Source organism: Mycobacterium sp. ACS4331, assembly GCF_001667265.1.
Taxonomy (GTDB): domain Bacteria; phylum Actinomycetota; class Actinomycetes; order Mycobacteriales; family Mycobacteriaceae; genus Mycobacterium.
In genome coordinates this window covers 1-702 of the sequence record NZ_LZHW01000045.1, presented here as the reverse complement: position 1 = coordinate 702, position 702 = coordinate 1, and the positions used below count along the sequence as shown (strand labels likewise).

Annotated in this window: 1 protein-coding gene; it reads left to right on the top strand. The window is 68.9% G+C overall.

Features of this window, described 5'->3' with window-relative positions; genetic code table 11:
- Window positions 1-603: DUF222 domain-containing protein (locus tag A5727_RS11290; protein WP_353612255.1), on the top strand; the 603-nt coding region annotated here is incomplete at its 5' end.
- Between the last annotated feature and the right edge of the window lie 99 nt (window positions 604-702).

Sequence of the window (702 nt, the reverse complement as noted above, 5' to 3'; positions counted from 1 at the left end):
GACGCCGACATCCAACGCCGCCGCGGTATCACCTTCGGCAAGCAGGGCCCGGACGGATTGACCGAACTCCGGGGACACCTCACCCCCGAAGCCCGCGCGGTGCTCGAACCGGTGATGGCCAAACTCGGCGCACCCGGGATGTGCAACCCCGACGACGAGAATCCGTGTGTGTCGGGGCGGCCGTCGGAGGAGCAGATCCAGGCCGATCAGCGCACCACAGCCCAACGCCAGCACGACGCCCTGGTCGCCGCCGGCCGCATGCTGCTGGCGTCGAAGAAATTCGGGAAGCTCAACGGGCTGCCCGTCACGGTCATCGTCTCCACCACGTTGAAGGAACTGTCCACCGGGGCGGGGTTCGGGATCACCGCCGGCGGGTCGCTGCTGCCGATGCGGGACCTGATCCGGATGGCCTCCCACGCCTTCCACTACCTGTCGGTGTTCGATGACGACGGCCAAGCCCTCTACCTCGGGCGGGCCAAGCGGATCGCCACCCCCGCCCAGCGCATCGTGCTGCATGCCCGCGACCGGGGGGTGCACCGCACCGGGATGCACCGCCTCGGCCTATCAGTCCCAGGTCCACCACGCCACCCTCGATTGGGGTGACGGCGGCGAGACCAACATCAACGAGTTGGCTTTGGCGTGCGGGCCCGACAACCGCAAAGTCAGCCCCACCAAATGGCGAACCCGCATGCGCCGCGGGCG